Source organism: Alkalicoccus daliensis, assembly GCF_900103955.1.
Classification (GTDB): Bacteria; Bacillota; Bacilli; order Bacillales; family Salisediminibacteriaceae; genus Alkalicoccus; species Alkalicoccus daliensis.
The window spans coordinates 794,162-818,283 of record NZ_FNIL01000001.1 but is presented as its reverse complement, the minus strand read 5'-3'; the positions used below and the strand labels follow the sequence as shown (position 1 = coordinate 818,283).

Genomic DNA, 24,122 nt, shown 5'->3' with positions numbered 1-24,122 from the left:
TTAGTTATTAGCGAACGGTGAAATTTTAATAGTACAGCTGTATTCTATTTGTCCTCTATAAATTTAAGGTCAATGCTTCTGTTTAAAGGCCTTTCTAAATGCTTTTTATATTTATTTGCTTGTTCTTCCTCGAAAAAACAGTCTCCCGAATAATATATTTCGAAAGTAATGCCGCGTTTAGATACTTTCGTAATTTCCAGCTTGTTAATAACACTTTGTTCCGAAATATTTAATGCATGGCAGAATCTATTCAGTGCACCTAATAATTCATATGTCTGCAGGGTATCCTTTTCCACCCATTTTTTAAAAGGCTTTGCAAATTGTTTCAGCTGCGATTTAGATTTAAAGGAAGAAATAAAGGCCACAGCCAGTCTGTCCATATGCGATAATCCATCAATAGACTGATTGGTTAATAGATAAAATGTATGTTCACTTTCTGACTCCGCATGAATGGATCTTCCGATATAAAATACATTTGCTCCGAGACGAAGCAGGTGGGACTGCTCGGCAGTTAAATTAATTAAATCGTGTCTTCCGAGTTCATTTGCCAAATAAGTAGAGAGTACGGAGATCCGTTTTTGATGCTGGGCGTTTAAGCGGTAATAGTTGCTCAGCTGATAAAAACTTTCTTCTTTAACATTAGGAAAATGTGTTACTTCAATAGAAGCAAGCATTTTTTCGAAAAATAAACCATCTCTTAGTCCTCTGTTACTGACAACAAACTGTTCTGTCCCAACTTCCTCAAGAAGTACCTGCATCGCTGCAATTGCCGGTAGAATAATGTCGGCCCGGTCTTTTGAAAGCCCATCAAGTTTTTCTCTTTTTTTCATAGACATGTCCAGAAGATCCTCTGCGGTATTTGAGATATCATCCAGCGTCATTGTATATTGGTGCAGTCCGGAGAGAGGATAGGAGATATCATCCTGATGCACAAGTGCCAGGTTTCTGGCAGATCCGCCGATACCAATCACCGGAACATTTTTGTCAGCGATCCAGTCCAGCGTATGATAGGAATGCTTAATAAATTCACAGAGCTTTTCCCATTCATCATCATTTGGTGTATCTCCGGATATAAACTGTTTTTTTAATGTAATCGCCCCGAAAGGAAAGCTGAAAGACTGCTGCAGTTCCCGGTTCTTAAAATACGTTATTTCCGTACTTCCACCGCCGATATCAATAGTCACGGCTTCATCAAAATCTGTTGAATTTGTTACAGCCAGGTAGCCATAGTATGCTTCCTGCTCTTCTGTCAGAACTTCAAAAGGGAATTCGGATTCTGTTCTTATTGCTTCCATAATTTCATCGCGGTTGGATGCGTTGCGGATTGCTGCAGTGGCGACTCCCCTTACCGCAGTTAACTGATAACTTTCCGCGATAGAAGCAAACTTATCAAGGGTGTCCAGTACAAGAGATATTCCTTCCTTATTCATAAATCCTTCATCGTCAATGTATGTGCTGAGACGGGCAGTAATTTTAAGATTTTGAATTTCTCTGAAACATGCCTGTTCATCCACCTCATAAATGACGAATCTTACGGAGTTTGATCCCATATCAATAATTCCGATTTGCTGTATAGTCATTTTATCTGCCTCCTTTGTTCGTCTCAGTCTATTATAACCTCTGTAAAGAAAGAGGGGAAAAGTTTTCAGAAAATACCTCTGCATTTACAAATAACACACGGATAAGTTATACTACAAACATCATAAATCGTAATAGTTACTATCATAAGAGTCGTTCATAATTAAGCAAGCTCAATAAGAAAATAAAAACTGCTGCTGCCGTGAACCTGACCAAGGCGAAAAACAATCTCTTGATCAAGTTTATGGCAATGAAAAGTTTTTTTGCCGGAAGCACTAATGTTTTCAAGGTAGTTACTGTTTATCTAAAAGGAGTATGTAACATGCAAACGAATAACCCGTCTCATATATTAGAAATGGATAACGTCCATTTCAGTTACGCGCATCAGCCAGTATTAGAGGATATTAATATGAAAGTTTCTCCTGGATCTTTTCTAGGACTGGTAGGGCCAAATGGTTCAGGAAAGTCCACATTAATGAAACTTCTGCTCGGTCTGCTTACTGCTGACCGGGGAGATGTTAAATTATTCGGAGAGCCTGTAAAATCGTTTAAACAATGGAGTAAGGTGGGCTTTGTTTCACAGAAGGCAAACAGTTTTAACAGTGGTTTTCCTGCAACTGTATTTGAAGTAGTATCAATGGGAATGTATGGAAAAGTAGGGTTGTTCCGCTTTTTAAAAAAACATCATAAGCAGAAGGTAAGAGAAGCAATTGCCCAGGTAGGAATGGAAGAATATATGTATCAAAATATTGGGAAGCTTTCGGGGGGCCAGCAGCAGCGTGTTTTCATCGCGAGAGCTCTCGTAAGTGAACCGGATCTGCTTATCCTCGACGAGCCGACTGTAGGGGTGGATGCCCAGTCTGTCACAAACTTCTACGAAATGCTGAAAGAGCTGAACGTTCATAAAGGTATAACACTTATTCTGGTTACCCATGATATTGGAGCTATGAGTGACTATGTCACAGATGTAGCATGTTTAAACAAGTGCATACATTTTCATGGCAACAAAGAAACATTTGAGGCGAACCGCGAAGAAATGATGACCGCCATGTATGGGCATGATGTCAGTGTGATTGAACACAACCATGCACATGATCACCATGACCATTCACATGACCACGATGATCTGGCAGGTACTCGTTCATGATTGAAGTTTTCTTTCAATATGATTTTTTAAGATATTCATTATTTACAGGTCTGTTAATAGGTTTACTGGCTCCGTTAATCGGAGTTTTTATTGTGGTTCGCAGGCTATCTCTTATGGCAGATGCGCTGTCTCACATAACACTCACCGGAATAGCTTTCAGTCTACTGCTCGGCAGGCATATTAACTTTTTTGCAGGCATGAACCCTGTATATATGGGAATGATCTTCGCCGTTTCCGGATCAGTAATGATTGAAAAGCTCCGCCACACTTATCGGTTTTATAAGGAGCTTGCCATACCCATTATTCTATCAGCAGGCATAGGAATTGGGGTTGTATTTATTTCTTTGGCAGATGGGTTTACCACTGATTTATTCAGTTATCTATTTGGAAGTGTAGTAGCAATATCCCGGACAGATTTTATTGTAGTATTACTTTTAACAAGTGTTGTAGCTATTTTATTGTTTCTATTTTATAAGGAACTTTTTTTCCTGAGCTTTGATGAGGAACAGGCAGTAATTTCAGGAATCCCAAGAAGATCTCTTCATTTGATGTTTATCGTTATTGTAGCTGTCGTGATTGGACTTTCGATGCAGATAGTAGGGATACTTCTCGTTTCTGCTTTAATGACGCTGCCGGTAGCCGCGGCTATGAGACTGGCAGGATCATTTAAGCAAATGTTTTTGTATGCTGTCATCATTGGGGAAGTATCCGTTCTTTCAGGACTATTCACAGCGTTTCACATGGATCTGGCTCCTGGAGGAATGATCGTTGTAATAAATGTGGTAATCCTGTTATTCGTACTGGCCTTTACCTCGAAAAAATAGGCTCTGTTAAAGCCTGGGGCTCTTACGCAAACTTAGTGAAAGTAAGATTTGTTTGGTTCTTCACCATAACATATAGTTGAAATACAGATAGGTATTTTTTACCTTGATGATTGCAGCCTTTGTGTCCATGGGGACGCTTTCCGGGCGGCCCGGTCTCAGCTAATTCCTTCCTCCGGCTCGTCGGGCGGAATGGATCTTCGACTCGGCCAATTTCGCCTCGGAGTCGCCCCATTTCCACTTGGGCTGCAGAAGCAGTGTTATTTTGGGGTAAAATCTTTTTCGATTTTTTCTTATCAACTACACTTCGTGGTGATGAACCGTTTGTTTAACGAATTTTCTGACTTTAACCAATAACTTCAGTTATCCAAACCTTTACTCACGGCTTTTTGAACATAAGAACAACTGGAAATTAATAACTACAAAAATAAATTCACTTTTTTCACGTAAGAGCCGAGAACATTAACAGCACCTTTATGCAGAAAACTGTACCATGAAAGATAAAAATTAATACTGGTGTGTAACGAAGGAGAGAACAAGCCATTAGGTAAGCCTCTCCGAAAATACAGCAGCAGTATTACTTTCTTTTGAAGAATCTTTTTTCAAGGCAGCAAAAAATAAGAAAAAGACTCGGGTGATATTTTGGAATTGCTACAGCAGTTAACGTTTTTGGAAAGAGGAATTGCTGCGGGACTTTTAATAGGATTTATTAGTCCTCTTATCGGAGCTTTCCTGCTTGTTAGAAGAATGACAATCATATCTGAAGGACTCTCGCATGTAACCTTAACTGGAATTACTGCCGGCGTGCTGATGACGCAGACAACGGTTCTATTTGCTGGAGTTAATCCGCTTTATATGGGTCTGCTGTTCTCTCTGGCCGGGTCATTATTAATTGAAAAGCTCCGTCAGGTTTACCAGCACTTCCAGGAGCTTGCTATTCCGATTATACTTTCAGCAGGAGTAGGATTGAGTGCCGTACTGATAAGTATGACTCAGTCTAGTTATACTGAGTGGTACAGCTACCTGTTTGGAAGTATAATCACAGTTACCTTAAATGATTTAATATTTATTTTCGTTACCGGAATAGCAGCGATGATTATAGTCGGATTGTTTTATAAAGAATTACTTTCTATTTCTTTTGATCAGGAGTTTGCAGTCACTTCGGGTATTTCAGTTAAAAGAATTAATTTTATTTTTTCGGTACTGATTGCATTAGTTATTTCTATGTCTATGAAGGTGGTGGGCATTTTATTGGTAGGAGCATTGATCACCCTTCCTGTTGCTGCCGCCATCTTATTTGCGAAAAGCTTTCGACATGTGTTAATTCTTGGTATCCTGTTTGGAGAGGCTGCTGTATTAGGCGGAGTTATTTCCTCTTATTATTTTAATGTAGCTACAGGTGGAATGATTGTCGCTGCAGGTATATTTATTTTAGTAAGCGCAGCCTTTGTGAGGAAACTAATGGATCTGTCTGCGAAAAGAGTAAGAAAGGAGCAGCTGTCATGAATGTACAGGACGCAATTGAACTGTTAAAAAAAGAAGGATATAAATATACAGATAAAAGAAAAGATATGCTTCAGCTTTTTTCTGATGAAGGAAGATACCTGGCGGCAAAAGACGTACTGGAGTATTTACACCCGACATACGGAGGAATGAGCTTCGATACAATTTATCGAAACTTATCTTTATTTACAGAACTGGGAATTTTAGAAGCAACGGAATTAGAGGGGGAAAAGCGATTCCGCTTTTCCTGTGCAGTCGAAGATCATCACCACCATGTGATTTGTCTGGACTGCGGCAAAACAAAGCATATCCATCATTGTCCGATGGATAATGAGCCGGTGAAAGCTTCTGGCTTTGAGGTAGTCGGCCATAAGTTCGAGATCTATGGATATTGCGAACAGTGCAGCGCTCAAACTTAATGTTTGAGCGCTTTTTTGAATAAGTCCACTGTATTTTCTCTATTAATAAAAGGAAAAAGAAGAAAGGTGGAAAAGTGGCGAGGGCCAATGTGAGAAGCTGGGACAAAAGCATAAAATCGTATACTTATACAAAAAAGTACTTTTTCAACAGCATGAAACCCCTCCCTTTCATTAGAAAGAGAGGGGTTTCATGTAAAGCATTTCACATCCAGCCAGGAGTATTTACTTCGATGTCATAAATAAACGGTCTACAATTTCTTTTGCATGATGCCAGTTTTTTGCACGATGCACATTATCAGGAACGCTCATCTGATTATAAGGTGTTTCCATTAGGATCACCGGAATTTGGAATTCTTCTGCAATATTTACCGCATTATCGTGCTTGTCTTCAAAGAAGGTATCTACTTTATGTTCTCTGACAGCATCAAGTTTATCGTGCTGCCCCAGCAGCTCAATATGGTCATAAGGCACTTCGAGACGGTGGAACCATTCTTCTGTAATATCATATAAATGGTTTGGCCGGGCACTGATATAAAACAATTCAAAATCGCTTTTCCACGCAGTTAAAATTTCTTTCGCATTATCAGCGATAATTGATTTTTGATAAAGCATGGATTCATGTTTCTGCATCCACTTCCAAAACTGCTCTTCTGTCACATCCAGTGCTTTTGTTAAATCATAATCTACGATATCAGCGAGCGTCAGCTGCTTATTAAAGTGTTTGTTCAGGTGGGGGATAAATGTTGCCGGATCTGTAACAGTACCATCTATATCTATCCCAAAGCGGTAGGGCTGATTTGACATTCTTACATCACCTCATTTGTTGGTAATACGCATTAAAGAGCATTATCTCATACTTTGCTTTTAGTTTCACGGTCTGGGAAGGAATAAAAAGCGGAAGTTAGTAAAAAACTGCCTCTCAATTGCTGGAGGCAGTTTTACAACTGAATCTATGCTTTTTCCACAGCTTCTTTTTCAAGACGCTGTTTTTCATAATGTGCTTCAGCGAGCTTATCGATTTCTTTCTTTAATTCTTCCACCATTGTCTCCTCCGGTACTTTCCGGATGGTCTTGCCTTTCATAAACAATAGGCCTTCTCCTCGTGCTCCGGCAATCCCAATATCTGCTTCTTTTGCTTCGCCCGGGCCGTTTACTGCACAGCCGAGCACAGATACCTTAATTGGTGCATGCACTCCCTGGAGGTATTCTTCTACTTCGTTGGCAATGCTGATAAGATCAATTTCAATTCTGCCGCATGTTGGGCAGGAAACCAGCGTAGCAGCATTCGCAGCCAGTCCAAAGCTTTTTAAAAGTTCCTTTTGTACTTTAATTTCCTCTACAGGATCCGCACTTAAGGAAATTCTCATCGTATTACCGATTCCTTTATGCAGAAGTACACCCAGGCCTGCAGCACTTTTTACTGTTCCTGCAAAAAGAGTACCGGACTCTGTAATCCCTAAGTGCAGAGGATAATCAAATGCTTCTGCAGCTTTTTCATAAGCCTCAATGGCAAGATCTACGTCAGATGCTTTCATAGAGACAATAATGTCATGAAAGTCTAGATCTTCTAAAATCTTAATGTGATGCAGTGCGCTTTCAACCATGCCTTCTGCAGTAGGATAACCGTATTTGTCAAGAATTCTCTTTTCAAGCGAACCTGCATTTACACCAATGCGGATTGGAATTCCTTTTGCTTTTGCAGCGTTTACTACTGCTTCTACTTTTTCACGGCGTCCGATGTTTCCGGGGTTGATCCGGATTTTATCTGCGCCGCCTTCAATAGCTTTTAATGCCATTTTATAATCAAAATGAATATCTACAACAAGTGGAATATTAATACGTTTTTTTATTTCGGGAATTGCTTCCGCATCTTCCATTTTTGGACAAGCTACACGAACAATCTGGCAGCCAGCTTCTTCCAAGCGTAGGATTTCAGCTACAGTAGCTTCAACATCGTGTGTCTTTGACATCGTCATGCTTTGCATAATTACTTCGTCAGAGCCTCCGATTGTCAGTGGTCCAACTTTCACTTTACGTGTATTTTTTCTGTGAGTAAATTGGGTCATTATTCACCATCGCCCCTTTATAGTCTTCGCGCGTTCAACGTATATTGTAACAACGTGGTCAAGAAACTACAAGCGAGAAAGGGTTGGGACTGTGTAAATATTAAGTAAATTTATAAATTCTCACTGTATGTTTCATTAAAAGTGAAACTTTTTCATAGGGAAGAACGACTCAAATAATGTACTTATACAAAATAAAGCGGGGGATTGAAATGAATCAATGGTTAAAAACGGGACTGATCTTATTTCTTACATGGTTTGCATTTTCTTCAATAGTATTTGCAGATGCTGCCACTGGAGATGAATTAGTTACACTGGGAGAAGACTTAAACCCACAGCAAAGAGAAAATCTTTTAAGTGAGATGGAAGTTTCAGAAAATGAAGTGATGATTATTGAGGTGACCAATGAAGAAGAACACCAATATTTAGGAGATTATATTGATGCATCTGTTATTGGAACAAGAGCACTTTCTTCCTCTAAAATAACACTGCTGGAAGAAGGCGCTGGTATTGATGTTGAGACGAATCGAATTACCTGGGTATCTGAAGGTATGTATGCAAATGCGTTAATTACAGCTGGAGTGGAAGATGCGGAGATATATGTTACAGCGCCTTTTGAAGTTTCCGGTACAGGAGCGCTTACAGGATTAATTAAAGCGTATGAAGAATCAATGGAAGAAGATATTCCGGAAGAGCAGAAGCAGGCGGCAAATGAAGAACTAGTTAAAACAGCTGAACTCGGAGAAGAGTATGGTGTGGAAGAAGCGACGGAGCTTATGGCGCGTATTAAAGAAGCACTGGCAGAAGAGGATGTAGAAACTGAAGAAGACCTTCGGGCGCTGATTCAAAGGATTGCTGAAGAATTGGGAATGAATTTGTCAGAAAGTGAGCTGGACGGCCTGGTTTCTTTATTTGAAAGAATCCGCGGGCTGAATATAGACTGGGATCAGGTAAGAACTCAGATTGACAGTATCCGTGGTAATATCGGAGACTTTGTGCAAAGTGAAGAAGGACAGGGAATCCTGCAGTCAATTATAGATTTCTTCCATTCTCTGCTGGACATGATTCAAGGGTGGTTCAGTACAGAATCATCATCTAATTAAAAACATTTTCTTAATAGGAGGTATCCCTGCATATGGGATATCTCCTTTTTCACATACTGATAGAAAAATAAATTTTTTTGATTTTCCTCTCTTCGGTGTTTATAATTCTTTTCTTCAATTATGAAACTTTTTCTCTGAACGTTCGTACGTGATATTAAGGATAAATATCTGGTAAAATAAAATTGTAAGCGAGGAAAGAGGGAGTGACGATATATGGAATTTTTAGATATGGCCGTGTTAGGTTTTTTCGTGGTCTTTCTCGCAACTTTATTCCTTTTTGGGGAAGTAATGGTAAAGGCTAAGGGCTTGTTTGCGGTGATAGGAATTGTAATCATGTCGGTATATTTCTCTTACCATTTAACTGCGGCAGACAGCATGTGGGTAGTACTGTTATACGTTATTGGCCTGGCGCTTATTATTTTTGACGGCAAAGTAACTTCGGATGGCTCCATTGCCGGTGTTGGTATTATACTGATGATCTTAGGGCTGGCACTGCCGGCACCGACTTTCACCTATGGCGTATTAGTTTCTATGGCATTTGTATTCGCTGCGCCAACTTCTTATCTCTTTACAAAAGTATTTACTGCAAGAGCAATGTGGGATAAAGTTCTGCTGAAAGACAGAATGACGGAAGAAGAAGGTTATAACTCTATGAACAATTCCTACAAAGAACTTGTAGGAAAAGAAGGAATTACGAAAACTCCTTTTCGTCCTACAGGTACTGTAGAAATTGAAGGGAAGCTTTACAGCGCAACCACTGATAATTTTTGGCTGCAGGAAGAAACCGATATAAAGGTACTTTCTGCGGATGGGACAAGAATTCTTATCACGCCGGTTAAAGAGAAAGAAAAAGAATCATAAAAAAATCTCTCCTTGGCTCAGTGCCGAGGGGAGATTTTTTATTTATCCAAAATGATTTTCTTTTGTATTATCAGATTCCATAATCTTTTCAAGCGGTATATCCAGAACGATAAATAGTCTCTTGACTATAGTAATAGAAGGGTTTTTCTTTTGATTTCTTTCCAGATAGCTTAAATATGATTTAGAAACACCGGTGCGTCTGGAAAGCTGAGAGAGTGTCCATCCTTTTCTTTTTCTTTCATATCTGATTAAGTCCCCAATACTCATTTTATATCCACCTCTCTTCGCTGTTTTGTTCATTATAACGCACGGTCTTTAAAAAGTAAATTAAAATGCTCATAAATATCCTAAATAAAGAACAAGTCCTAGATAAAAAGAAAAACACAAAAAACTGCAGGAGAATGGTCTCTCCTGCAGGGCATCAAAAATTTTGATTATAGTGAATTAGAGCTACTTTTGCTTTATTTTCCACTTATTGTATTCCAGGAAGTCTCTAAATTCTTCTTTGGAAACTCCGGAATTCATTGCTTCTGCAATGAGTGACTGCCACTCTTCATCAAGAGCTGCAGCTTCTTCATAAGTAGAGCTTGTTACATCTTTTAGCAAAACATTTATATCTACATCTAGTACCGATGCGATTTTATCTAGAAACTGTATCGAAGGGTTTGTCTGGATGTCTCTTTCAATTGCACTCAAATAGGATTTTGCTACTCCTGCGCGTTCGGCGAGTTCACTCATAGTTAATCCTTTAGCATTTCTGTATTGTCTCACTCTGGATCCGATCATTACGCAAAATCACCTCCGTCAATGAATCCTGCTATTTATAATATACCTTAAAACATTTTCTTTCGAAACTAATAACAAGTTTATTTTAAAATATCTTTCCTCTGAATTATAGCACTTGATTTAAACAATAAACAATCAAGGAGTATAATTAATAATTTCAGTTTAAGGTATTTTCTTCGGCAGGTCGTGTTTTAGGAGCCGGAACCTGTTTTAAAACCAAATTCATCATTACTGCTGCAATAATCCAATAGATCACAAACGAAAATGGAATTAATAACCCAAGGCCTTCGAGGACTGCAAACAGAATGGTTGGAAGGGTTACAGTATAAGCAGCAAGTATCCAGCAATGTCTGTAACGCAGGTGGTCTGCTGTATTCTTTTTCATTGCAAGAGCAATTACCGACAAAGTAAAAATACCAAGAAATTTTAGTGCAGTATTAAATAGATAAAAACCTGCAAGAACAATGGTAATAATTAAAATAGACAAATCGCTCAGCGTAGTGTAAAAATTCTCAAGCTCCTGCTTGGAAACATCAATACCAAATTCCTGATAGGCGATCCGTTCTGCTACTCCCCCCGTTACAAATATTATTTCTCTTTCCAAAAATGCAATCACATTTCCGTATTCTTCAAGGTCTCCTCCGGACATGTCACCCGTAGAATCAAATACTAACGTCATATCATCTTCATCGTTCACGTATGGTTCTTCCTGATCAGCCTGAAGCACTCCATTCTCAATATCGAAATCAGGTATTTCTTGCATATACTGATCTCCCGCTGCAAATAATGCGGATAATGATATAGTTAGAGAAATAAACATAGGGATTGATGCAATCAGCATTAAAAGGAATACATATAAAATTGTTCTTCCAATTTTCGCCATTCTAAACTTCGCTATTGTCTCAGGGGAATACAAACTTTTAATAAATTGTTGGAAGATATTCATTTTTACTCTCCTTCTTATGTATATGAACTGCATGAACTATTTTACAGTTTGAATTAATTTAATACAACAAAATCAGTTATTTACAAACTTAATAAAATCTTTACAAAACCTTAACATATAATTTACAAACTTCACGTAGGATGAACACGGGTCAACGAACGATACATATTGAAATCAGGGGGACATCGTTTTGGATATGGAATTAAGAGATTTAATATTTATGTTTGTCGGAGGCCTTGCTATTTTTCTTTTTGGAATTAAATATATGGGGGATGGATTACAAAAAGTAGCTGGAGACAAACTGCGGGATATATTAGATAAATTTACGAGTAATCCAATTATGGGTGTTCTTGCTGGGATTGTAGTGACAATATTACTGCAGACAAGTACAGGTACCACTGTACTTGCAATTGGTCTTGTTAACGCAGGATTTATGACACTGCGGCAGTCGATCGGTGTGATCATGGGTGCAAACATAGGAACAACAGTTACAGCATTTATTATCGGGCTGAATATTTCAGATTATGCGCTGCCTATTGTTGCGGTAGGAACATTTCTTATATTTTTCTTTAAAAATAAAAAGGCAAATAACTACGGACAGGTTTTCTTTGGGTTTGGTGCATTGTTTTATGGACTGAATCTAATGGGGGACGGACTGCGGCCGTTAAGGGAACTGGAAGCTTTTGCAGAACTTACAGTAAATATGAGTGCGAATCCGCTGCTCGGAGTTTTGATTGGTACTATTTTTACGGTAAGTGTTCAAAGTTCTTCCGCTGCAATTGGTTTGCTTCAGCAGCTTTTTGCTCAGGGGGCTCTTGATTTGGATGCCGCACTTCCTGTATTGTTTGGAGATAATATTGGGACAACAATTACAGCTGTATTAGCATCTCTCGGGGCCTCGATTGCTGCGAAACGCGCTGCGCTTACACATGTTATCTTTAATGTAGTAGGTACTATTCTCGTCTTAATTATTATTCGGCCGTATATCTCGATGGTCGCATATTTTCAGGAATCATTAAATTTAAATCCTGAGATGACGATTGCTTTTGCGCACGGTATATTTAACGTGTCAAATGTATTAATACAGCTGCCTTTTGTGGCGCTGCTTGCACTCGCAGTAACAAAGATAATTCCGGGTAATGATATGATAATTGAATATAAAGCGCAGCATCTTGATCCAAGCATCATTTCACAATCATCTTCTATCGCCTTATCACAGGCGAAAAAGGAAACGCTCCGTATGGGAGAATTATCTTCCCAGGGGCTGCAGGAAGCAGCAGAATTTGTTAAAACAAATAACAAACGTCACGCAGAACTTACGTATCAGTTTGAAGATGCTATTAATAATCTGGATAGAAAAATCACCGATTATTTAACCAGAATTTCAACAAATTCCCTCACAGCGGCTGATTCCAGATATCATTCAATGCTGATGGATACAGTCCGGGATATTGAACGTGTCGGCGATCATATGGAAAACATTATAGAATTAAAAGAATATCAGGTGGCAAATAAGGTGAAACTTTCACAGTCCGCGATGGAGGACCTGGAAGAAATGTTTACATTAACGATTGCCACGTTGAAAGAAGCTTTTGAAGCTTTGGACAATGATAATGTAGAAATGGCGCGCTCTGCAATCTTAAAAGAAGAAGAGATAGATAAAATGGAACGTCAGCTTCGAAAGAAACATATTATGCGTTTGAATGAAGGTCTTTGTGAAGGTTCAGCAGGTATCGTATTTGTAGACATGATCAGCAACCTGGAAAGAATTGGAGACCACTCTGTAAATATTGCAGAAGCAGTAGCTGAAGAGGGAGAATAAACGCAGTATTTAACCAAGAAGATTATCTTAAAAAAATATTTTTTAAAAAACGTTGACTAATTTAAAAGGTGCATGCTAAGATATTACTTGTCTTTGCAGAAATGGCGGTGTAGCTCAGCTGGCTAGAGCGTACGGTTCATACCCGTGAGGTCGGGGGTTCGATCCCCTCCGCCGCTACCAACCTTTTACATATGATTGGACCCTTAGCTCAGTTGGTTAGAGCTGACGGCTCATAACCGTCCGGTCGCAGGTTCGAGTCCTGCAGGGTCCACCATTATTTTCCTGAGGAGGAATACCCAAGTCTGGCTGAAGGGATTGGTCTTGAAAACCAACAGGGGTGTCAAAGCCCGCGGGGGTTCGAATCCCTCTTCCTCCTCCATAATGTATTCAACGAGAAGCTGATGCTTCTCGTTTTTTATTTGTACATTTTTACAGCTATAATTAAAAGGCTCTGATTAAGCTGGTTGGTGTTATAGATAGGTGCGCAGAAGTGCTGTGTTTTCTTAGATTTATATGAATCTTTATAATTTATAATAATCATAATTAGTTTGTAAATCGATTTTAAAGGGAAATGTATATATTGGAGTGGAAAGGAGAGGTTCAAAGTGAAAGTAGAAATTACAAATGCCGCACTGGAAAAGTTGAGCGAAATGAATTTTCCTGAAGAGCTGAATGTATTATTCATTAGTCATGAGACGGCGGGCACAGGTTGTGTTGTCAACGGAGTGAGTGATCTGGTTTTAACATCAGAATCTCAGCTGCCGCAAAGTATTTCTTTTATTGAAACGAACGCAGACTCCTTTCTGGCTGCGCTTGATTCCAGAGTAGACTGGATTTATGAGGAAAATATGAAAATAGATTACAATGAAAAAGCAGGTGCGTTCCAACTTTCATCGCCTGCGCAAATGTTAAACCCGCGGATGAAAGTCCGATCAGCAGAGAAGGTTTAATATTTGAAAGGTTGTGGAATGTTTGATATTGTAAGTAATGCAGGAAACATTTCAAAAGATTGGTTTTCTGACTGCATTGGATCATAAATTTTAAGGAGGAGATATGAATGGCATTTACACTACCAGATTTACCTTATGCACACAACGCTCTAGAACCTCACATTGATGAGGAAACTATGAAAATTCACCACGGTAAGCACCACAACACGTATGTCACGAAGCTGAATGATGCGTTAGAAGGTCACTCCGATCTTCAAAACAAAAGCATTGAAGAGCTCCTAACAGACTTAAACTCGCTTCCAGATAGCGTGAAAGGTCCTGTCCGAAATAACGGCGGCGGTCATTACAACCACACAATTTTCTGGAAAATGATGTCCCCGGATGGCGGCGGTACTCCAGACGGAGAATTAGCAGAAGCTATCGACAAAGCTTTTGGAAGTTTTGACAAATTTAAAGAAGAATTTAAAAATGGTGCGTTAACTCGCTTTGGTTCCGGCTGGTCCTGGCTTGTAGTTAATAACGGCCAGCTTGAAGTAATGACTACTCCAAACCAGGATACACCTATTAGTGAAGGTAAAACTCCATTACTTGGTGTAGACGTTTGGGAGCATGCTTATTATCTCAAGTATCAAAACAAGCGCCCTGATTATGTAGATGCATTTTTCAATGTAGTTAATTGGGATGAAGTAGCAAAGCGCTACGCTGACGCAAAATAATTAATGAGGCGGCCTTTTTATAAAAGGCCGTCTTTTATTTTCCGGCAAATCTTCTCTTGAAAAAACTTTCATATAAAAGACATTTCAGTAATATTGATTAAAAGGTAAATAGTGTTGTATACTTGTTTTAGATTAATAACTGCCTGCGGTGTTGGTGAACTTCCAGTTTAATTCGAACCGAACACCAATTCACTTCGGGAGCCTTATATTAAACTGTCGACAACACGCCTGATTTTTTCAGGAAGTTGAAGCCAGTTTTGCGGGCACCCACCTGCCTAGGGCGGGTTCGTGAAATCTTGAAGATAACCGCACATGCGGGCAATAGTTTCTTGAGGGTGTCCTGAAAGTTTCACTTTGGGACACCCTTTTAAAAATTTTAAGTTACTGCGGAATGCAGCAATGTAAATAGAGGGTGTAATTATGAGTGAGAAAAAAATACATAAATCACATTTGTCCATTCGCCTGAATATATTATTTTTTGTAGTCTTTTTATTGTTTTCTGCATTAATCCTGCGTCTCGGAGTAGTGCAGATTGTGCAGGGAGAAGAGTTCCAGAATCAATTGGAAAATGAAGTGAGTGTCAGTCAGGAAGTAGAAGCCCCGAGAGGTCTTATGTATGATAGGTACGGCAACCTGCTGGTAGATAATAAACTTCAGTTAACAGTTACTTATACAAATCGAAACCGTCCTCAGGAAGAACTGTTAGCGACAGCGGCTGATTTAAATGAGTTTATTACGCTGGATACTGAGGGCATAGAATCCAGATACGAGAGAGACCGAAGAGAATACTGGGCGCTGCTGAATCCTGAAGAGTTTGAGGAAAAATTAACCTTAGAACAGCAGAATCAGCAGGAGCTTAGTGATGGAGAAGCTCATACTCAGCGAATAGAAGCTATTACGCAGGAAGAGCTGGGTTCTTTTTCTGAAGAAGAACTGGAAGTGTTTATGATTTGGCGTGAATTCAACAGCGGTTATAACGATGTGCCACATAAAGTGCTGCGTGGAGTGGAATATGAAGAAGCTGCGCAGATAATGGAGCATATGGAATATTTACCAGGGGTAGATATTATTCGTGATTCCACTCGGAGATATGTTTACGGTGATCATATGAGTTCTATATTTGGACGGGTAGGTTCAATTCCTAGAGATGATTTAAGTGGATTTCTAGCGAAAGGCTACCAGAGAAATGATGAAGTGGGTAATAGTTATCTGGAAGCGCAATATGAAAACGTGCTGAGAGGCCGGAATGGAAGTTTGGAAAACTACACAGATCAAAGCGGGAATATCATTCGCAGTCCAGAAGAAGAACCTGGGAGCAGGGGCAATGATTTAATGCTTACGTTTGATATGGAGTTGCAGCAGCGGGTCAGCGAAATTATTGATGAGGTGCTCGAAGACCGCAGCAGCGATTTTATTGCAGACCCTGATGCTTATGTAGTAATGATGGAACCTGATACAGGGGAAGTGCTCTCCATGGCTGGAGGAAGCAGTGACCTTGGTACGTTTACCCAGGGCTACGTAGTCGGATCATCAATGAAGGGAGCAACTGTGCTCGCTGGATATGATACGGGAGTTCTGCCGCCTGGATCCGGCATATATGACAGACCGATTAATCTGCCGGGCTCCCAGCCGATAAGATCGGTAAATCAATTAGGCTATGTTGATGATTTAACGGCTTTGGAGCGTTCTTCCAATATTTATATGGTGGAAGTTGCTATGCGGCTGGTAGATTACGTGCCGGGCGTTTCCGGACGTAATTGGGGGAATTATACTCGTGGATACGATATTCTTCGTTCTTATTATCAGCAGTTTGGCCTGGGAGTAGAAACAGGAATTGATCTTCCAAGTGAGTTCGCTGGTATTAATGGTGGGATAATAGATCCAGGAAGCATGCTCTTCCTTTCTTTTGGCCAGTTTGATACGTATACGCCTATGCAGCTTGCGCAGTATGTATCTACAATAGCCAACGATGGGGTAAGAATAGCACCGCGGGTAGTAAGCGAAATTATCGATCCGGATCCGCAGTCTGAGGAATGGGGAACTATTTCTCATCAGTTCGAACCGGAAGTATTGAATATTATTGATGTAGATCAAACCTACTTTGATAGAATAAAAACTGGGTTTCATAGAGTTATCAATGGAAATCAAGGTACTGCGCGTGCCTACTTTAACAATCTCGATGTAGAAATGGCTGGAAAAACAGGAACTGCGCAGGTAACCGTTAATGGAGAAGAAGCGCATAATCAAACGTTCGTCGGTTTTGGACCGTATGAGGATCCTGAGGTAGCTTTTTCTGTTGTTGCTCCAGGAGTGGATACAGATTCTGATGCAGCAGGTATCGCCAATACGATTGCAGAACGTGCAGCTGAAGCCTACTTTGAGCTGAAGGAAGAGCGGGAAGGTCCACAGCAGCCCGAGGATGGAGCAGAAATTATTGATCCTGAAGAGGAAACTGAAAATTAAATTATAAAAAAGCTGATCCAGATGACTGGATCAGCTTTTTTTCATTCATCGGCAATCAAATGCGCTATTTCTTCCGGACTCATCGTATCATTAATTTCATAAGTTCCGATTTGAATATTCTGTGCCAGGTCATTTGCACGCACGGCATCTTTTAAATCCTGAGATTCCTCAATCATTTGCAGTTGAACGAGCCGCTCTGAAATCTCTTCCAAATTCATTCCGGAATTAATTTCTAGTATGGCTACTCTATGAATGTCATCCTGATCCGACGAATTATCTGGCGATCCAGAATTAATTTCTTCCTGCATGGAGAGAATCGTCTCTTCTAAACGCTGAATCTCTTCTGTCAATTCCTCAGATTCGTTTTCCTCAACTTCCTGAACCTGGTTAGAGGAAAAATTTTCTTCGACTGTATTTTCTTCGCTGAAAACGTAATAATAAACGGCTGAAATAACTCCAAGAATAAAACTCAGAGCAGCAGCACCTCGTAAAAAATCACTATTCATTCAGGCTCTCCTCTATTCCTTTCATATTATCCATACAGCAGTTCTTCCACTTGCACAACAGTGTACCCGGTTATTCTTGCAATTTCCGCTACATCATAACCTTCTTCCTGAAGTTCCAGAATGTCATTACGACTCAGTTCAGGTGGGGAAGGGTTAGTGGTTTCCCTGAATTCATCTTCCAGCTGCTGAATTTTTTTCTTTAAAAAGTACATTTCCTGCATCATTTGAATAGAATTCTCTTCCATCTGTTTTTCAAGCTTCTGGTAAGAATCTTTTTTCAAATAAGAAACTATAAATAATAAAATAGAGATTAAAAACAAACCTCCAATTAACCATTCAGCCATTTTGTTTACTTCACCTTGCTTTCATGAATATTCATTTATTTTATCAAACCCGGGAAATAAAAGCGATAGGACTTAAACGCAGATTATTTATTTTATTTTGAGGCACTTGAAACTTCATAAATGATGTATTAAATTGAACTAAAGGAAAATTCCTTTACAGACATACTTGAATAAATTATGTTTCTCTGCTATTATTTTAAGGTATGAGTAAAACAGAGTTTGGAGGGGTATTATCATGCGTGTACAAGTAACTTTAGCTTGCACTGAAACTGGTGATCGTAACTATATCACAACAAAGAATAAACGTACGAATCCAGATCGTATTGAACTGAAAAAGTACAGCCCGCGTCTGGGTCGTCACACGACACACCGCGAAACGAAGTAAGCAAGAGATAAAAGCCTGTTTTCCTTTAATAAAGGGAGACGGGCTTTTATTTTTTGGTTCTGTTTAAGGATGATGCAGACATAAGAAAACTTAGGGCTTACTTAAAAAAGGCTACACGCAGCCAATCTCAAGAAAGGAGACCGCCTTCCTGAAATTTCAAATCCTTGGATGGCTACAATCATGCGAAGGTCCGACCAAACGGCAGGGTGTCCAGTGATCTTCTAACTTTCTTTTTCCGCAGTATCGAAATAACACCCTGCCCCTGCAAAGAATCTTTTATTTACGTAGAAGATGTAGGGGGTATCTCGTCATTTCGTAAAACTACAGTATCGCTTTTCCTAAACGTGAAAAAAAAGCGGCGCACAGCCGGCGACTCTTGGAGGAAAATTGGACGATTCGAACATCCGGCTGCCGAAGACAGACCAGCGGAGAAAGTCTCTTGTGGAAATCCTCCGGTGGAAACAAAGCGCCGTAGCACATTCTTGAAATGAAGCACCGTCTATCCTTTTTGGATAGGAAACACGAAATATCATTTAGATAATATCCGCTAATCAACAGAAGTGATTGTAAATTATATTACAAAACTTAATTTCTTAATTATTTAAATAAATCCGTTTAAAAATCATCACTCCCAAAAATAGATTAATTATTTTTTGAAACTTTCTAATATAAGTCAGTTTTCTTGCCGATAATAAACTTATAAGTATAATAGAACTAACAGCATGTGAAAACGGCTGTTGGTTCCATCTACAAAAGAGGTTAATATTTCAATCATAGAGGGGGATTCACTGATGGATTTAAAAGAAGTAAAAAAGATGCCAAAAAGTCCTGACAGTGTGCAGAAAGTAGAATCTGAAAAGAAAGTTTCTGCTGAAGAGAAAGAGGGAGTTGGCCCTTACAACTATAATGTACGAAAACCTACATTAAGTTAAAGCATCCTATACGGATGCTTTTTATATTTTAGGAGAATAATAATAATTTTATATAGAGGTTACTATAAGCATACGCAGTTATTTTTAATAATTACTCGCAGGTACATTATAAATGCATTGTTGTATTATGAATGACTGAGTGAAAACGAATTCGTTTTTCCAGGGATTAGCACAGAACAAGTCTTTGGATTATCATTTCCGAAAGTAAAGCAGCGTTATTACTTTTTTAAAACGAACTTTTTATTTTCAAGACAGCTTTTATAATAGAAGTTGTTTTCTCCGTTAGTTATATTTTTAAAAAATGACTTATGAAATTCTTTACGGTAAAATGAGGGAACGTTTAAACTGCAGTTTATCTTTCTGCGGATTGGTGCAAGTAAATTTATCTGTGAGTAAGTGTTAGGAGGTTTTGGGGAAAATGAAAACACAAATCAGGCAGAAAATGCTTTCATACCGAAAAAATACAGAGATCTATGATAAAAAAGACCAGGAACAGTTATTATATAAGCAGCTCTTTGAGCACGAGGCATGGAAACATGCTGACGTAATTGCAGTAACTATTTCTGTCGGAGATGAACTTGATACATATCCCATCATACAGAAAGCCTGGAAAGAAGGTAAAACAGTAGCAGCTCCTGTTGTTAATAAAAATACACGTCAATTAGATTTTTACAGCTTTACCGACTTTTCTGAATGCAGGAAAGCATCATTCGGCCTGATAGAGCCCGATCCTTCAAAAACAGGCTTTTGTGCAGCTGATATGCTTGAATTAATTATAACTCCCGGTCTGGCTTTCAATAAGGAAGGCTATCGCATTGGATACGGCGGGGGATATTACGATAAGCTTCTTTCAAGAACATCTGGATATTCCATTAGTTTATGTTTTGATTTTCAATTAGTGGAACATATACCAGTCGAAACATTCGATCAGCCTGTAAATGAAATTCTGACCCCGTAACGGAGGATGTTTAACATGGATTTAATATTATATGGAATAGTAGGGGCAGCTGCCTTTACAGCCTGGAAAGCGAATTCATTAACTTCTTCTGGAGCGGGAGCAGCCCTTATTGTAGGTACTTTATCTGCTGCAGCATTTCATTGGACCGGCTTACTTGTACTTGGCGCTTTTTTTATACCGGCTGTATTGTTAGAAAAATTTTTGAAAGTAAATGATAAGGTAGAGGAAAAAGGTTCAAAAAGAGATGCATTGCAGGTACTTGCAAATGGTGGTCCTTCAGGATTGGCTGCGATGTTATTTCTCCTCTATCCACACCCCGCTTTTTTGGGTGGTTTCATTACAGGTTTTGCCGCAGCAGCTGCGGATACCTGGGCTTCTACTATTGGTAAACGGTCAAAAAAACAACCTAAAAGAATTTTTACTTCTCAGTCTGCAGCCAAAGGAATTTCAGGTGGAGTAACTACTGCTGGACATGCTGCTGCATTTGCAGGGAGCGGCATCACGGTACTGGCTGCCTACATAACACATGACACAGGGCTCAGTCTTTGGCTTCTTACGACTTTTGTAGTAGTCGGTTTTTCCGGACAAATTGGAGATGCCTGGATGGGGGACCGCTGGCAGTCGCTTTACCAATGCAATGTGTGCTGTGCTGTTACTGAAAAAACGCAACACTGTGGCGAAAAGCCAGTACTTATTAAAGGGAAAACTTTTATTTCAAATGATATAGTGAATTTGGTAACTGTATTTTTAGCGGCGGTCCTCGGAGGAATTATTACGATGTTATTCACGTGAAAGTCATAATTTACTCTTATTGGTTTGTGACATAAGGATTTGGATGCGTTACAATGAATGTGAATGTAATCACAATTATATTATTTTAAAGGAGCTTGATATTTGATGGCATTTGATAAAAAGCCCAATAAAGTTGTTGTAATCGGCACAGGCTACGTAGGGTCAAGTTATGCATTTTCTTTAATTAATCAAAATATTACAGATGAGTTGGTATTAATAGATTTGAATAAGGATAAAACAGAAGGCGATGTAATGGATTTAAACCATGGGGTGCCTTTTGGAGCGCCAACCAAAGTGAAAGCTGGAGATTATGAGGATTGTGAAAATGCAGATCTTGTCGTAATCACAGCAGGAGCAAATCAGCAGCCGGGAGAAACCCGCCTGGACTTAATTGAAAAGAATGCACGCATATTTAAATCCATAGTAGAAAATGTCATGAAGGCAAACTTTGATGGTATTTTTATTATTGCCACAAATCCAGTCGATGTTCTATCTTATGCAACCTGGAAATATTCGGGTCTGCCGATGGAACGTGTTATTGGTTCAGGTACGATTCTTGATACGGCAAGATTCAGATTTATGCTGGGAGAATATTTTGATTTAGATGTGAGAAATATTCATGGGTATATTATGGGGGAACACGGTGACACCGAGCTTCCTGTCTGGAGTCAGACTAGAATTGGCTCAGAGCATATCCATCGTTTCATGGAGAAGTATAAACCTGAAGGAACGATGGAAGAACTTGAAAATATCTTCATTAATGTGAGAGATGCTGCATATCATATCATTGAACGAAAAGGGGCTACCCATTATGCAATCGCTATGGGGCTTGCACGCCTCACGAAAGCTATACTCCGGAACGAGCAGTCAATTTTAACAGTTTCGACTCTTGTAAGAGGAGAATATGGCTTGGATAACTTATATATAGGTGTGCCGGCTGTTGTAAGCAGGCGGGGAGTAGAAAGAATCATTGAAATTGATTTAAATGATCTTGAGAAACAGCAGCTGGAACATTCTGCAAAAGTCTTAAAAGAAGCGATGAAACCTGTCTTTGAAGTATAATATATAAAGGCTAGTAATTGAAGGTGCTTCGTTTACCTGTTCCTATATTAAGGAATAGTGTAGAAGCATCTTTTTTGTAGATAAGCTCATTAAAACATTATTTTTCGGCTGAGCTGCTTATCTTGTCAGCAGTGGATGCAGTAAGCTGAGCTGTTGCAGGATCGGCTTTAGTTTGTTTTTAAACAATTGAGTAAAATATTCTGTACGTAGAATCCCGGCCAAAGAAGTGATTGTAAGGGGAAGAATCAGACTGCTGGGAGATCGGAACAGAGAAATTTTATCTGGAAGCACACTGAAATCCTTTTTAAGCCGACAAAGTATTAATGAAATCAGTATTTTCAGGGAGGAGGAGCAGTTTGGATCATTTAAAGGCAGAAATACGATTTTGGGAAACACTTCATCATTTAATAAAAAAAGAAGATATGAAAGTGATACACATAAATGAAGAAGGTAAAATAGTCTGGCTCGAAGACGACAGATTTAAAAACAGTAATCTGATTCGTCTCCATTTAAGAAGCTATGACTGGAGCAGCCAATTGCGCAATGATATAAACCGGGCGCATGAATCGGCGAAATCGATCAGAAAAAAAATGAAAATGCGTGATGCAAATGTGACGAATGTAATTTTTGCTCCTTTTACCCCTGTGGACAGCTATGAAGACGAAGTTTCCCAGCCTTTACCATTTACTGCAGGAGGAAAAAGGCAAATGAGGTCCATTATTATTCCAATGGAAAACCTCTATGAAAATTTTTTTCCGTTGGCCACTGAGTGGAAGCTGCATGATATGCCATCCTATGTGCCTGAGTATCAGCTGGAGGATGAAGAACAGAGTGAACAACTGTGCAGGACTTTAAAACACATGGTGGAAAGAAGTTATCATAAAAGAAGAGAAGAAGAGCGAAACATTTTTATGTATGGAAAGCCAACTTTTACCTTGGCGCTGCTTATTGTAATTTTTTCGATCTATTTTTTTATGGAACAAGTAGGATCTTCCACCAGTACGAGAACATTAGTATCGCTGGGAGCAAAATTTGATCCTTTAATCATAGAAGGAGAATGGTGGCGTTTCTTCAGTGCTATGTTTCTTCATATAGGTTTTCTTCATTTATTTATGAATTCTCTCGCGCTTTTTTATCTGGGCAGTGCTGTAGAAAGAATATTTGGTTCAGCCAGATTTGTTTTTATTTATTTCACCGCAGGATTTTTTGGCTCAATTTCCAGTTTTGTGTTTAATGACAATATTTCTGCAGGTGCCAGTGGTGCTATTTTCGGATTATTTGGGGCCCTGCTGTATTTTGGTGCAAGAAATAAAAAATTGTTTTTCAGAACCTTTGGAAGCAGTGTAGTGATTATTCTTGGAATTAACCTCGCTTTTGGATTTCTGGTACCCATGGTTGATAATGGGGCGCACATCGGCGGGCTGATAGGAGGGTTCGCTGCCTCAGCTATTATAGGCTTACCTGAGAGAAAATATTTGAAATCGCAGCCGCTTGCTGGTATTGGAGCTGTTTTAGCCGCGCTGATTCTTTTACTAGCAGGCTTTACACAAAATGTAGAAAGTTCTCAGCTGCAGACAATTTATTATGAGCTGGGAAGAGAATCAATCGAAGAGAACGATTATGAAGACGCGGAAAGTTATCTGGTAAGAGCGGTAGATATAGAGGGTGATGAAAGCGGCCCTGTATCTGATGAAGAAATTCAGGCCAACTCGTACTTTTTGCTTTCCTATGCTCAGCTGCAAAGAGAGAGATATGAGGAAGCTGAAGAAAATCTCTCCACTGCAATTGAGCTCCGCACGGATTTTCACGAAGCCTATTATAATCTGGCAATACTTCAGTATGAGAGAGGGAATTACGAAGAAGCACTGGAAGCAATAAACAGTGCTCTGGAAATAACGGGAGAAAGTGATTATGAAGATTTAAGAAATGAAATAATAGAAAATGCGCCTGACAATTCCTAATTGC

At 39.3% G+C, this 24,122-nt stretch carries 24 protein-coding genes, 3 tRNA genes and 1 other RNA gene; 20 read left to right on the top strand and 8 right to left on the bottom strand.

The genetic code is table 11. The annotated features are described in order from the left end of the window. Positions 1-44: 44 nt before the first annotated feature. Complete coding sequence (locus BLP92_RS04035) at positions 45-1,580, bottom strand: Ppx/GppA family phosphatase (protein WP_090840793.1); 1,536 nt, start codon at positions 1,578-1,580, stop codon at positions 45-47. Positions 1,581-1,900: 320 nt separating this feature from the next. Between BLP92_RS04035 and BLP92_RS04030 the strand changes: the two genes are divergently transcribed. The 4 genes from BLP92_RS04030 (at position 1,901) to BLP92_RS04015 (ending at position 5,468) form a co-directional block, all read left to right on the top strand. Further along, on the top strand, positions 1,901-2,725 hold the full coding sequence (locus tag BLP92_RS04030; RefSeq protein ID WP_090840790.1) for a metal ABC transporter ATP-binding protein: 825 nt from the start codon (positions 1,901-1,903) through the stop codon (positions 2,723-2,725). Continuing rightward, positions 2,722-3,549 (top strand): metal ABC transporter permease, encoded by an 828-nt coding sequence (locus tag BLP92_RS04025; protein WP_090840788.1) that lies wholly within the window; start codon positions 2,722-2,724, stop codon positions 3,547-3,549. Before BLP92_RS04030 ends, BLP92_RS04025 begins: the two co-directional genes overlap by 4 nt. A gap of 636 nt (positions 3,550-4,185) precedes the next feature. After that, positions 4,186-5,052 carry a metal ABC transporter permease gene (locus BLP92_RS04020; RefSeq protein ID WP_425284415.1) on the top strand — a complete coding sequence of 289 codons (867 nt, stop codon included), beginning with the start codon at positions 4,186-4,188 and terminating at the stop codon, positions 5,050-5,052. Beyond that, positions 5,049-5,468 (top strand): Fur family transcriptional regulator, encoded by a 420-nt coding sequence (locus BLP92_RS04015; RefSeq protein ID WP_090840784.1) that lies wholly within the window; start codon positions 5,049-5,051, stop codon positions 5,466-5,468. Before BLP92_RS04020 ends, BLP92_RS04015 begins: the two co-directional genes overlap by 4 nt. Before the next feature lie 222 nt (positions 5,469-5,690). On the opposite strand, the gene BLP92_RS04010 is transcribed toward BLP92_RS04015, so the two are convergent. Both BLP92_RS04010 and ispG read right to left on the bottom strand, forming a co-directional pair. Continuing rightward, complete coding sequence (locus tag BLP92_RS04010) at positions 5,691-6,272, bottom strand: hypothetical protein (protein ID WP_090840782.1); 582 nt, start codon at positions 6,270-6,272, stop codon at positions 5,691-5,693. Positions 6,273-6,418: 146 nt separating this feature from the next. Then, positions 6,419-7,534 carry a flavodoxin-dependent (E)-4-hydroxy-3-methylbut-2-enyl-diphosphate synthase gene (gene ispG / locus BLP92_RS04005; protein WP_090840780.1) on the bottom strand — a complete coding sequence of 372 codons (1,116 nt, stop codon included), beginning with the start codon at positions 7,532-7,534 and terminating at the stop codon, positions 6,419-6,421. Between the two features lie 209 nt (positions 7,535-7,743). On the opposite strand from ispG, the gene BLP92_RS04000 reads away from it, so the two are divergent. Together BLP92_RS04000 and BLP92_RS03995 are read left to right on the top strand one after the other, a co-directional pair. After that, positions 7,744-8,634 carry a DUF1002 domain-containing protein gene (locus tag BLP92_RS04000; RefSeq protein ID WP_090840778.1) on the top strand — a complete coding sequence of 297 codons (891 nt, stop codon included), beginning with the start codon at positions 7,744-7,746 and terminating at the stop codon, positions 8,632-8,634. Between the two features lie 213 nt (positions 8,635-8,847). Further along, positions 8,848-9,495: an NfeD family protein gene (locus BLP92_RS03995; RefSeq protein ID WP_090840777.1), complete on the top strand. Its 648-nt coding sequence runs from the start codon at positions 8,848-8,850 to the stop codon at positions 9,493-9,495. A gap of 42 nt (positions 9,496-9,537) precedes the next feature. Here the strand turns inward: BLP92_RS03995 and BLP92_RS03990 are convergent, their stop codons facing one another. The 3 genes from BLP92_RS03990 to BLP92_RS03980 form a co-directional block, all read right to left on the bottom strand. Continuing rightward, positions 9,538-9,762 (bottom strand): helix-turn-helix domain-containing protein, encoded by a 225-nt coding sequence (locus BLP92_RS03990; RefSeq protein ID WP_175444170.1) that lies wholly within the window; start codon positions 9,760-9,762, stop codon positions 9,538-9,540. A 183-nt stretch (positions 9,763-9,945) separates the two neighbouring features. After that, the gene (locus BLP92_RS03985; protein WP_090840773.1) at positions 9,946-10,281 is read right to left on the bottom strand and encodes a helix-turn-helix domain-containing protein; all 336 of its coding nucleotides are present in this window, start codon (positions 10,279-10,281) and stop codon (positions 9,946-9,948) included. A gap of 157 nt (positions 10,282-10,438) precedes the next feature. Beyond that, positions 10,439-11,227 (bottom strand): DUF1189 domain-containing protein, encoded by a 789-nt coding sequence (locus BLP92_RS03980; RefSeq protein WP_175444169.1) that lies wholly within the window; start codon positions 11,225-11,227, stop codon positions 10,439-10,441. A gap of 196 nt (positions 11,228-11,423) precedes the next feature. On the opposite strand from BLP92_RS03980, the gene BLP92_RS03975 reads away from it, so the two are divergent. The 8 genes from BLP92_RS03975 (at position 11,424) to BLP92_RS03940 (ending at position 17,178) form a co-directional block, all read left to right on the top strand. Beyond that, complete coding sequence (locus BLP92_RS03975) at positions 11,424-13,049, top strand: Na/Pi cotransporter family protein (protein ID WP_090841090.1); 1,626 nt, start codon at positions 11,424-11,426, stop codon at positions 13,047-13,049. Positions 13,050-13,152: 103 nt separating this feature from the next. After that, positions 13,153-13,229: transfer RNA gene (locus BLP92_RS03970), tRNA-Met, on the top strand. A gap of 17 nt (positions 13,230-13,246) precedes the next feature. After that, a tRNA-Ile gene (locus tag BLP92_RS03965) sits at positions 13,247-13,323 on the top strand. Between the two features lie 12 nt (positions 13,324-13,335). Then, positions 13,336-13,428, top strand: a tRNA-Ser gene (locus BLP92_RS03960). 226 nt (positions 13,429-13,654) lie between these two features. Next, positions 13,655-13,999: an iron-sulfur cluster biosynthesis family protein gene (locus tag BLP92_RS03955; RefSeq protein ID WP_090840769.1), complete on the top strand. Its 345-nt coding sequence runs from the start codon at positions 13,655-13,657 to the stop codon at positions 13,997-13,999. Between the two features lie 107 nt (positions 14,000-14,106). Further along, on the top strand, positions 14,107-14,715 hold the full coding sequence (locus BLP92_RS03950) for a superoxide dismutase (protein ID WP_090840767.1): 609 nt from the start codon (positions 14,107-14,109) through the stop codon (positions 14,713-14,715). A 137-nt stretch (positions 14,716-14,852) separates the two neighbouring features. Further along, positions 14,853-15,040: non-coding RNA, 6S RNA (gene ssrS, locus BLP92_RS03945), on the top strand. Between the two features lie 95 nt (positions 15,041-15,135). Beyond that, positions 15,136-17,178: a penicillin-binding transpeptidase domain-containing protein gene (locus tag BLP92_RS03940; protein ID WP_090840766.1), complete on the top strand. Its 2,043-nt coding sequence runs from the start codon at positions 15,136-15,138 to the stop codon at positions 17,176-17,178. 41 nt (positions 17,179-17,219) lie between these two features. Here BLP92_RS03940 and BLP92_RS03935 read toward each other — a convergent pair whose 3' ends face one another. Next, positions 17,220-17,684, bottom strand: coding sequence for a hypothetical protein (locus tag BLP92_RS03935; RefSeq protein ID WP_090840764.1), 465 nt, complete (start codon positions 17,682-17,684; stop codon positions 17,220-17,222). 26 nt (positions 17,685-17,710) lie between these two features. After that, positions 17,711-18,028: a hypothetical protein gene (locus BLP92_RS03930; protein ID WP_090840762.1), complete on the bottom strand. Its 318-nt coding sequence runs from the start codon at positions 18,026-18,028 to the stop codon at positions 17,711-17,713. Between the two features lie 235 nt (positions 18,029-18,263). On the opposite strand from BLP92_RS03930, the gene rpmG reads away from it, so the two are divergent. From rpmG to BLP92_RS03905, 6 genes are all read left to right on the top strand, one after another. Further along, positions 18,264-18,413 carry a 50S ribosomal protein L33 gene (rpmG, locus tag BLP92_RS03925; RefSeq protein WP_090840759.1) on the top strand — a complete coding sequence of 50 codons (150 nt, stop codon included), beginning with the start codon at positions 18,264-18,266 and terminating at the stop codon, positions 18,411-18,413. Between the two features lie 791 nt (positions 18,414-19,204). Next, positions 19,205-19,345, top strand: a complete 141-nt coding sequence (locus BLP92_RS17940) for a hypothetical protein (protein WP_175444168.1) — start codon at positions 19,205-19,207, stop codon at positions 19,343-19,345. A gap of 418 nt (positions 19,346-19,763) precedes the next feature. Then, positions 19,764-20,303 (top strand): 5-formyltetrahydrofolate cyclo-ligase, encoded by a 540-nt coding sequence (locus tag BLP92_RS03920; RefSeq protein WP_090840757.1) that lies wholly within the window; start codon positions 19,764-19,766, stop codon positions 20,301-20,303. A gap of 15 nt (positions 20,304-20,318) precedes the next feature. Then, a complete protein-coding gene (locus tag BLP92_RS03915) occupies positions 20,319-21,095 on the top strand; it encodes a DUF92 domain-containing protein (RefSeq protein ID WP_175444167.1) in 777 nt (258 codons plus the stop codon). Between the two features lie 105 nt (positions 21,096-21,200). After that, positions 21,201-22,157, top strand: coding sequence for an L-lactate dehydrogenase (locus tag BLP92_RS03910; RefSeq protein WP_090840754.1), 957 nt, complete (start codon positions 21,201-21,203; stop codon positions 22,155-22,157). Between the two features lie 356 nt (positions 22,158-22,513). After that, positions 22,514-24,118: a rhomboid family intramembrane serine protease gene (locus tag BLP92_RS03905; protein WP_175444166.1), complete on the top strand. Its 1,605-nt coding sequence runs from the start codon at positions 22,514-22,516 to the stop codon at positions 24,116-24,118. Positions 24,119-24,122 lie beyond the last annotated feature (4 nt).

Coding starts and splice junctions, on each gene's coding strand:
- BLP92_RS03915 (WP_175444167.1), top strand. CDS start 20,319: ATGGATTTAATATTATATGGAATAGTAGGGGCAGCTGCCTTTACAGCC.
- BLP92_RS03910 (WP_090840754.1), top strand. CDS start 21,201: ATGGCATTTGATAAAAAGCCCAATAAAGTTGTTGTAATCGGCACAGGC.
- BLP92_RS03930 (WP_090840762.1), bottom strand. CDS start 18,028: ATGGCTGAATGGTTAATTGGAGGTTTGTTTTTAATCTCTATTTTATTA.
- BLP92_RS03975 (WP_090841090.1), top strand. CDS start 11,424: ATGGAATTAAGAGATTTAATATTTATGTTTGTCGGAGGCCTTGCTATT.
- BLP92_RS03990 (WP_175444170.1), bottom strand. CDS start 9,762: ATGAGTATTGGGGACTTAATCAGATATGAAAGAAAAAGAAAAGGATGG.
- BLP92_RS03950 (WP_090840767.1), top strand. CDS start 14,107: ATGGCATTTACACTACCAGATTTACCTTATGCACACAACGCTCTAGAA.
- BLP92_RS04010 (WP_090840782.1), bottom strand. CDS start 6,272: ATGTCAAATCAGCCCTACCGCTTTGGGATAGATATAGATGGTACTGTT.
- BLP92_RS03995 (WP_090840777.1), top strand. CDS start 8,848: ATGGAATTTTTAGATATGGCCGTGTTAGGTTTTTTCGTGGTCTTTCTC.
- BLP92_RS04000 (WP_090840778.1), top strand. CDS start 7,744: ATGAATCAATGGTTAAAAACGGGACTGATCTTATTTCTTACATGGTTT.
- BLP92_RS03935 (WP_090840764.1), bottom strand. CDS start 17,684: ATGAATAGTGATTTTTTACGAGGTGCTGCTGCTCTGAGTTTTATTCTT.
- BLP92_RS04025 (WP_090840788.1), top strand. CDS start 2,722: ATGATTGAAGTTTTCTTTCAATATGATTTTTTAAGATATTCATTATTT.
- BLP92_RS03920 (WP_090840757.1), top strand. CDS start 19,764: ATGAAAACACAAATCAGGCAGAAAATGCTTTCATACCGAAAAAATACA.
- BLP92_RS04035 (WP_090840793.1), bottom strand. CDS start 1,580: ATGACTATACAGCAAATCGGAATTATTGATATGGGATCAAACTCCGTA.
- BLP92_RS03940 (WP_090840766.1), top strand. CDS start 15,136: ATGAGTGAGAAAAAAATACATAAATCACATTTGTCCATTCGCCTGAAT.
- BLP92_RS04030 (WP_090840790.1), top strand. CDS start 1,901: ATGCAAACGAATAACCCGTCTCATATATTAGAAATGGATAACGTCCAT.
- BLP92_RS03980 (WP_175444169.1), bottom strand. CDS start 11,227: ATGAATATCTTCCAACAATTTATTAAAAGTTTGTATTCCCCTGAGACA.
- BLP92_RS17940 (WP_175444168.1), top strand. CDS start 19,205: ATGGATTTAAAAGAAGTAAAAAAGATGCCAAAAAGTCCTGACAGTGTG.
- ispG (WP_090840780.1), bottom strand. CDS start 7,534: ATGACCCAATTTACTCACAGAAAAAATACACGTAAAGTGAAAGTTGGA.
- BLP92_RS04015 (WP_090840784.1), top strand. CDS start 5,049: ATGAATGTACAGGACGCAATTGAACTGTTAAAAAAAGAAGGATATAAA.
- BLP92_RS03985 (WP_090840773.1), bottom strand. CDS start 10,281: ATGATCGGATCCAGAGTGAGACAATACAGAAATGCTAAAGGATTAACT.
- rpmG (WP_090840759.1), top strand. CDS start 18,264: ATGCGTGTACAAGTAACTTTAGCTTGCACTGAAACTGGTGATCGTAAC.